Source organism: Streptomyces atratus (assembly GCF_014648655.1).
Taxonomy (GTDB): Bacteria; Actinomycetota; Actinomycetes; order Streptomycetales; family Streptomycetaceae; genus Streptomyces; species Streptomyces atratus.
In genome coordinates this window covers 1-7,008 of record NZ_BMRN01000109.1, presented here as the reverse complement: position 1 = coordinate 7,008, position 7,008 = coordinate 1, and the positions used below count along the sequence as shown (strand labels likewise).

Annotated in this window: 8 protein-coding genes; 6 read left to right on the top strand and 2 right to left on the bottom strand. The window is 67.3% G+C overall.

Going from position 1 to position 7,008, the window contains the following annotated elements; all coding sequences use genetic code 11:
• The first annotated feature begins 194 nt into the window (after positions 1-194).
• The gene (locus tag IEZ15_RS46195; protein WP_229846570.1) at positions 195-458 is read left to right on the top strand and encodes a winged helix DNA-binding protein; all 264 of its coding nucleotides are present in this window, start codon (positions 195-197) and stop codon (positions 456-458) included.
• Between the two features lie 44 nt (positions 459-502).
• Positions 503-733, top strand: coding sequence for a MarR family winged helix-turn-helix transcriptional regulator (locus IEZ15_RS46190; RefSeq protein WP_229846569.1), 231 nt, complete (start codon positions 503-505; stop codon positions 731-733).
• A gap of 75 nt (positions 734-808) precedes the next feature.
• On the opposite strand, the gene IEZ15_RS42920 is transcribed toward IEZ15_RS46190, so the two are convergent.
• Positions 809-1,729, bottom strand: coding sequence for an IS3 family transposase (locus IEZ15_RS42920; RefSeq protein ID WP_189282363.1), 921 nt, complete (start codon positions 1,727-1,729; stop codon positions 809-811).
• Positions 1,726-2,034: a transposase gene (locus IEZ15_RS42915; RefSeq protein ID WP_176740405.1), complete on the bottom strand. Its 309-nt coding sequence runs from the start codon at positions 2,032-2,034 to the stop codon at positions 1,726-1,728. Before IEZ15_RS42915 ends, IEZ15_RS42920 begins: the two co-directional genes overlap by 4 nt.
• A 393-nt stretch (positions 2,035-2,427) precedes the next feature.
• On the opposite strand from IEZ15_RS42915, the gene IEZ15_RS42910 reads away from it, so the two are divergent.
• The 4 genes from IEZ15_RS42910 (at position 2,428) to IEZ15_RS42895 (ending at position 6,908) form a co-directional block, all read left to right on the top strand.
• Positions 2,428-3,411, top strand: coding sequence for an NAD(P)/FAD-dependent oxidoreductase (locus IEZ15_RS42910; RefSeq protein WP_229846571.1), 984 nt, complete (start codon positions 2,428-2,430; stop codon positions 3,409-3,411).
• A gap of 178 nt (positions 3,412-3,589) precedes the next feature.
• Positions 3,590-3,931 (top strand): thioredoxin family protein, encoded by a 342-nt coding sequence (locus tag IEZ15_RS42905; RefSeq protein WP_189282361.1) that lies wholly within the window; start codon positions 3,590-3,592, stop codon positions 3,929-3,931.
• Positions 3,932-4,425: 494 nt separating this feature from the next.
• Positions 4,426-5,295 (top strand): class I SAM-dependent methyltransferase, encoded by an 870-nt coding sequence (locus IEZ15_RS42900; protein WP_189282360.1) that lies wholly within the window; start codon positions 4,426-4,428, stop codon positions 5,293-5,295.
• A gap of 977 nt (positions 5,296-6,272) precedes the next feature.
• Positions 6,273-6,908: a reverse transcriptase domain-containing protein gene (locus IEZ15_RS42895; protein ID WP_308427518.1), complete on the top strand. Its 636-nt coding sequence runs from the start codon at positions 6,273-6,275 to the stop codon at positions 6,906-6,908.
• The last annotated feature ends 100 nt before the right edge of the window (positions 6,909-7,008 follow it).

The window sequence follows — 7,008 nt, the reverse complement described above, 5'->3', positions numbered from 1 at the left end:
AGCATCTCGGCCTCGGCATCCCGGACCAGAATTCCGCCTTGGGCATCGGGAGTGATCAAGGACATATGCCCCTCCATTCATCGGAGCCGTATCCGGCCCCGGCCCCGGCCGCGAGCCGGGACCGAGATCGACAGAAGTAATTCTGCATCGAATAGTACGACAGCTAACTATCAGCCGTCGAATAAGATGGAGGCGTGACCAAGGGAGACGTGACCAAACAGGGCGTGACTGTCGAGGAACGCCGGAAGCCCAGGGACGCGGTCGACCAGATCCTCGACCAGTGGCACAAGGAACGGCCGGACCTGGACCTGTCGGCGATGGGAGTCTTTGGACGACTGGGTCAGCTCTCACTCCTCCTCACCCCCGCACTCGAAGAAGTCTTCACGCGACACGGCCTGCGCCGCGGCGAGTTCGACGTACTGGCCGCACTGCGCCGCTCCGGGCCCCCTACCCCCTGATCCCGTCCGCCCTCGCGAAGACCCTGATGCTCTCCCGTGCTGGCATGACCAACCGCCTGGACCGCCTGGAGGCGGACGGCCTGGTGGAACGCCGCCTCGATCCCACCGACCGCCGCAGCTTCCATGTGGCACTCACCGCCCGCGGACACAGAGTCGTCGACGCCGCGGTCACCGACCACGCCGCCAACGAATCCCGCCTCCTCTCCGCCCTCACCCCCAACGAACGCGAAACCCTCGACCACGCCCTGCGCACCCTGCTCCAGACGATCGAGTAATTGAGGTCATCTGGCCTTGGCGGAGTCGAGATGGCAGGTGTCACTGAGGTTCCCCCGCAGCTCGGGAGTGGCTGACTAGCTGGTCAGAGCGGGTTGACGTGGTTTCAGGTTCACTTGTTCGGCCGCTGCCTGGTCGGCGTAGTACTTCTCCTCGAACTCGATCGGGCTGAGGTAGCCCAGCCGTTTCTGGATGCGGCGGGGGTTGTAGAAGCCGTCGATGTACTCGAAGAGCGCGAGGTTCGCTTCGGCTCTGGTGGCGAAGACGCGGCCGCGGATGCACTCGGTCTTGATGACCATCCACAGGTTCTCCGCCAGGGCATTGTCGAACGAGTCGCCGACCGAGCCCATGGACGCCTGGATACCGGCCCTGACCAGGCGTGTTGTGAGCTTCACGGACGTGTATTGACAGCCGTGGTCGGCGTGGTGAACGAGCTCACCGGGGGCGACTTCGCGGCTGGCCAGGGCATACTCCAGCGAGGTGAGGACCAGGTCGGCGTCCGCGCGGGCGGAGGTCTCCCAGGAGACCACCCGGCGGGAGAACGCGTCGCGGATCGCGGACAGCCACAACGGCCCCTCCCCGGTGGAGATCATGGTCAGGTCGGTAACCCACAGCCGGTTCGGCCCATTCGCGGTGAAGTCGCGTTGCACCAGGTCAGGGGCCAGATCGGCGTCCGGGGCACGGCGAGTGAAACCCGTGCCCCGGCGGGGGCTGATCCCGGCCAGGCCGGCCTCCCGCATGAGCCGCTCGACGCGTTTCCTGCCGACGTGGACGCCCTCACGCTTGAGGACGGCGTGCACGCGAGGTGAGCCGTAGATCCCGCCGGACTCGTCGTGGACCTGCCGGATCCTGCCCGTCAGCTCGGCGTCCCGGCGGCGCCGTTCGCACGGTTCCTTCTCGGCCTGGCGCCACCGGTAGTAGGTGGAGGAGGGGATGTTCAGTTCCCGGAGTACGGGCTCGCCCCCCAGATGCGGGTGCTCGTCAACGAGCGCCGTCACCTGGGCCGGGTCGGGTCGAGCTGGGCCGCGAAAAAAGCCGAGGCCGTCCGCAGGACCTCATTCGCACGCTTGAGCTGGGCGTTCTCCTTGCGCAGGGCGGCAAGCTCCTCACGCTCGGCGGTGGTGAGCAGGTCGTCGCGTTCGCCGGCGTCGGCCTCGGCCTGGCGGATCCAGTTGCGCAGGGCCTCATGGTGCACGCCGAGTTCCTCGGCCATGCGGCGGATCACGGGCTTCGGCTCGGCGGTCCGGTACATCCGTACCGCACGCTCACGCAACTCCAGCGGGTACTTCCTCGGCGCAGGCATCGTCTGGGTTCCTCTCATGAGACCCATCTGACCTTCTGTCACCCATCCCCGCATCTCGGGGGAACCTCACGACCGCATCCATTCGGAACAGCCAGCCAGATCACTCACGCAGTAGTCACTGGAGAGCCGGATGACTGGGAAACCGTCATGTCCGGTTCGGCGGGAGGCCGCGCGGAACAGGACCTGCCACGGCAGACACCTCACCGCGCGGCCGACCCAACCGGCTGGCTCATGCTCCACCGCCGCCTGGCCCGCGACCTGGACGAGCGCGGCGGCGATGGGGGGATTGCTCGTCCGTGAGCCCCTTTCAATCAGGGACGTCCCGGAAATGGCAACAGAAGTTGCTCGTGGTGCGGTGCTGGAGCACTTTGGGGACCGGAGGTGATCGTAGTGATCAAGACGACAGTGAATACACGCGACGGCGGCGCGGCTCTGCGTGGTGACGAGATCCACGACGTGGCGGTGATCGGTGCCGGAGCAGCAGGCCTGAATGCAGCGCTTCTGCTGGGGCGCGCCCGTCGCAGGGTGGTGGTGATCGATGCGGGCGAGCCCCGCAATGCCCCCGCCGCGCACATGCACGGCTTCCTGTCCCGTGACGGCTTGCCCCCGGCAACCCTGCTCGACCTGGGGCGGGCGGAGATCGACCGCTACGGAGTCGATATCGTCCGGGGCCGGGTGGAGCACGTCGAGCCCGGCTACGAGGTGCGCCTGGAGGGCGGCCCGGTGCTCAGGGCCCGCCGTCTCCTGGTCGCCACCGGGCTGCGCGACGAACTGCCCGACCTTCCTGGCGTCCGGGAGCGTTGGGGCAAGGATCTGCTGCACTGCCCGTATTGCCACGCCTATGAGGTCCGTGACCAGCCCCTTGCCGTTCTCGGGACACACCCGGGGGCCGTGCATCAGGCGCTGCTTCTGCGTCAGTGGAGCGAGGACGTCGTCCTCCTCACGCACATGCTCGAACTCTCCCCGCAGGAGCGGGAACAGCTGGATGCGTTCGGTGTGAACATCGTGGAGGGCAGGGCCGTGCGGCTCGTCGTCGATGACGACCGCCTGCGCGGCATCGAGCTCACCGACGGCCGGGTGATCCCCCGGACCGCTGCCTTCCTCTTCCCTCGGCCGGCCCCGCGCGACGACCTCCTGGCCCTGCTCGGCTGCGCCGAGGACGACCAGGGCTGGGTCGTGACGGACCGGACCGGCCGTACCAACGTGCCGGGGGTGTGGGCCGCCGGCAACGTCGTCGACCCACGCGCCCAGGTCATCGCCGCAGCAGGTATGGGCTCCACCGCTGCGTTCGCCATCAACGCCGACCTGCTCCACGAGGACGTGGAGCTCGCCATCGCACGACACCGCGCACACCGCGCCACGGCTGCCCTGACATGACCGCTCGGCAGGCCACGGGCGTTGTAGTCGTGGCAGCCCGTATTACTCCGCGAGGGACCAGGGCGACCGAGCGGCCGAGCAGGCCCGGTCCAGGTGCCGTGCGTTGATCTCCGCGGCCAAATCGTCCCTCGGTGTCGCGGTACTCGTTCACGAACACATCGACAAGGAGAGTTTCACCATGGCAGCAAAGCGCAGTGGTCCCGTGGACAGTGTCACCGAGCAGACGTTTCCCGTCCGTGTACTGCAGGCAAAGCGACCCGTCCTGGTCCAGTTCTGGGCCCCCTGGTGCGGTTCGTGCATCAAGATCACTCCCATCGTTGAGGAGGTGGCCGCCGAGCGTGCGGGTGTCCTGGACGTTGTCAAGATCAACGTTGATGAGGAGCCCGGACTGGCGGACCGGCACGGAGTGTCCTCGATCCCCGCTTTCGTGGTCTACGCCGACGGCGCCCCCGCGAAGGCATGGACGGGCGCCGCCCCGAAGCCCCTCCTGGAACGAAGCCTCGGCCCCTTCCTTCGCTGAGCTCCGGCGGGCATCACGCATTCCGTCGCGGCGGGGGCTGGGCAGAGTGCGTGGTGCCTGCGGTCCGCACTTCTGGAATCGAGGAATCACGGACTTGTATCACGATCAGGACGTCGCAAGGGGCGCCCTGGGGACGCATCTGGAACCGCGAGGCCGAACCGAGCGCCCCCACCCTCAATCGGACCATGGACTGGTTGCGGGATCTGTTGCGGATCAGCGTCGGCGAACACACATGATTCCACCGGGTACTGGACATCGGCCTGGCGCATCCAGGCCTGCTGCCGCTCCCAAGCCCACACTCGAAACCCTCACCCCCTACCTGGGCTAGTCCCTGCCCGGCAGGCCATGACGTAGGCGTTGTCGTCGGCAACCGACGACAACGCCGCAGACGGGCGTGCCAGACCTCGCTCACCTGGGCTGACAGTCGGCCGCCGGTTTGCTGCGCCTCGCTCCCGCTGCTCAGACAAACCATCCTCTCTGGATCGGAGCACCTCATGCACCACCACGCTCACCGCCACACCCATGAGCACGTTCACGACATCGACTGGGGCGCCCTCTGCTCCCATCTGGAACGCGAGGCCGAACTGCATACGCCCGCGCTCACCCAGGCCACAACCTGGCTGCGCGATCTGCTGGGTGGCGTCAGCGTGGGGCGTGTACTCGATGTCGGCAGTGGGCCGGGCGTGGTCGCCGACCTGCTCGCCGACGCCTTCCCGGGCGCAGAGGTGGTCGCCGTCGACCAGTCGCCTGCCTTGCTGGAGCGGGCTCGTACACGTTCGTCCGGCCGTATCGCCACCCAACAGGCCGACCTCCCGGACGAGTTCGGCAGGCTCGGCACGGCCGATCTGATCTGGTCCGCCAACGCCATCCACCATCTCGGCGACCAGCAGGCAGCGTTGACCGCCCTCGCCGCCTCCCTGCGCCCCGGCGGGCTGCTCGCCGTGGCCGAACGCGGCCTGCCCGTGCGCTTCCTTCCTCGTGACATCGGCCTGGGCCGCCCAGGACTCCAGGCCCGCCTGGACGCCGGCAATGAGGACGGCTTCACCGCCATGCGCACCGAACTCCCGGGCGTGGATGAGGTTGAGGACTGGCCCGCCATGCTGGCCCGGGCCGGTCTCGTTCCCACCGGCACGCGCACCTTTCTCACCGACTCGCCGGCCCCGCTCGGACTACCGGCTCGCGAGTACCTGCACACCCGTCTCGCCCGGCAGCGCGACCAGTTCGGCGAGCACCTGAACGACGAGGACCGCGCGACCGTGGAGGCCCTCCTGCACGCCGACGCCCCTACCAGCATCCTCTGGCGCCCCGACGCCTTCTACCTCACCGCCACCACCGTCCACACCGCCCGCGCCTGCACTGCCTAGAAGATCACGGAAAACGTTTCAGGGTTTGGCCTCGTCCGGTCCGGCGCGAGGCCAAACTGCTGTGTGCCCAGAGGAAATGGGACGAGGGGCCGGTCGGGGGCGGTGCCCGGGTGACCTGCCGGGAACTGATCTCCGCCGTCCCGCACGAGCACTACGCCCCGACCCCCTACCGGCTGCATCCAGTCGGCGTCAGCCAGTACCTGACCGACGGCCATCGGCCTTGGCAACCGGCAGCTCACTGTCCTGCACCTGCTCGGTCGCACCCTCGACAGCGTCGCGCTGTACGCCCCGTTATCTTTTTCGCGGTCCTGCAACGGGGCCGCTGGCCTCCGGGTCCGGCATGACTGTTGCCCCCTGTCGAAGGCATGACCTGGGGGGTGGTGTCAGTGCGCCGTGAGGCGCTGTTACTCGTGCGGAGGTGAGAGACCGTCGCCATCATCCCTGTCGCAGCAGGGTGATGAAGCTGGGGGCAGCCTGATCCGGGAGATGCCGGTGAGGGTGAGAGCGGCCCCGACAAAGCCGGGACGGGCCAGAACTGCCAGATGGTCTGGGTCCGGCAAGCGTGATGGAGAGGAGTACGAGAGGAACCAGCGTCTACGTCTCTCAACCCCCCGCCGGCTCAAACCTGTGCAGATATGGGCCGGGTGCGGTGCGTCCTCGAACCGGGTGACTGGAGCGGGGAACTCCATGGCGGGCTTTGACATGCCCGTCGGGAGGCCACGGTGAAGTGCTGCGGGGTAGCCGTGGCGATGCCGCAGGGACAGAGCTGGGCTCCTACTTCATCGAACGAGTTGCAGTGAACACGGGAACCGTTCCGGCTCACGCCCGCCGCCAGGAATCCGTCCTGGTGGACGGGCTGGGTCCATCGTCAACCGATCGGGCCGGGACGGGGCGGAGCCGCCGTAGTACTCCGAGCGCACGAGAGGTGCGTACATGGGGAAGGGCGGCAGCGGTATCGAGAAGGGAAGGAGGCTGCAATGCTGAAAGACGCACCGCTGAACGGCGGTGCCCTACCTGTCGAGGACCCGGAAGAGTCTGGTGGGCGGGTATCGGGGATGCAGGCCAAGCTTCACCGTTGGGCGGCGGCCGATCCTGGCCGCAGGTTCGGCGACCTGTTCAATTTCGTGCACGACCCGATGACGCTGCGTTATGCGTTCTACCGGGTCGCAGGTAATAAGGGGGCTCGGACTGCGGGTATGGACGGCGTTACCGTCGCTCATGTCGAAGAGCAGATCGGGGTCCACCGGTTCCTGGACGACTTGCGGACCAGTCTCAAGGATGGTTCGTTCCGGCCTCAGCCGGTGCGGGAACGCAAGATCCCCAAGCCGGGTGGTTCCGGAAAAGTCCGCAGCCTAGGTATTCCGACGGTGGCGGACCGGGTTGTCCAGGCGGCGCTGAAGCTGGTGCTGGAACCAATTTTCGAGGCTGACTTTGAGCCGGTCTCCTACGGGTTCCGGCCCGAGCGGCGTGCTCACGACGCGATCGCCGAGATTCAGCTGTTCGGCTCCAAGGGTTACCGCTGGGTGCTGGATGCTGACGTCGAAGCGGCCTTCGATACCGTTTCGCATTCCGCTCTCCTGGAACGGGTGCGTAAGCGGGTCAAGGACAAGTGAACCGCCCCGGGTTCGGTAGAGATCTCAGATTGTGGTTGTGACCTGGGGTTTCGTGGATTCCATGTAGTAGTTGGCTTCGTACTCGACGGGCGGGACGTGG

Excerpts from the sequence above, each read along its gene's own strand:
- IEZ15_RS46190 (WP_229846569.1), top strand. The coding sequence starts at position 503 with ATGACCAACCGCCTGGACCGCCTGGAGGCGGACGGCCTGGTGGAACGC.
- IEZ15_RS42915 (WP_176740405.1), bottom strand. The coding sequence starts at position 2,034 with ATGCCTGCGCCGAGGAAGTACCCGCTGGAGTTGCGTGAGCGTGCGGTA.
- IEZ15_RS42900 (WP_189282360.1), top strand. The coding sequence starts at position 4,426 with ATGCACCACCACGCTCACCGCCACACCCATGAGCACGTTCACGACATC.
- IEZ15_RS42905 (WP_189282361.1), top strand. The coding sequence starts at position 3,590 with ATGGCAGCAAAGCGCAGTGGTCCCGTGGACAGTGTCACCGAGCAGACG.
- IEZ15_RS42895 (WP_308427518.1), top strand. The coding sequence starts at position 6,273 with ATGCTGAAAGACGCACCGCTGAACGGCGGTGCCCTACCTGTCGAGGAC.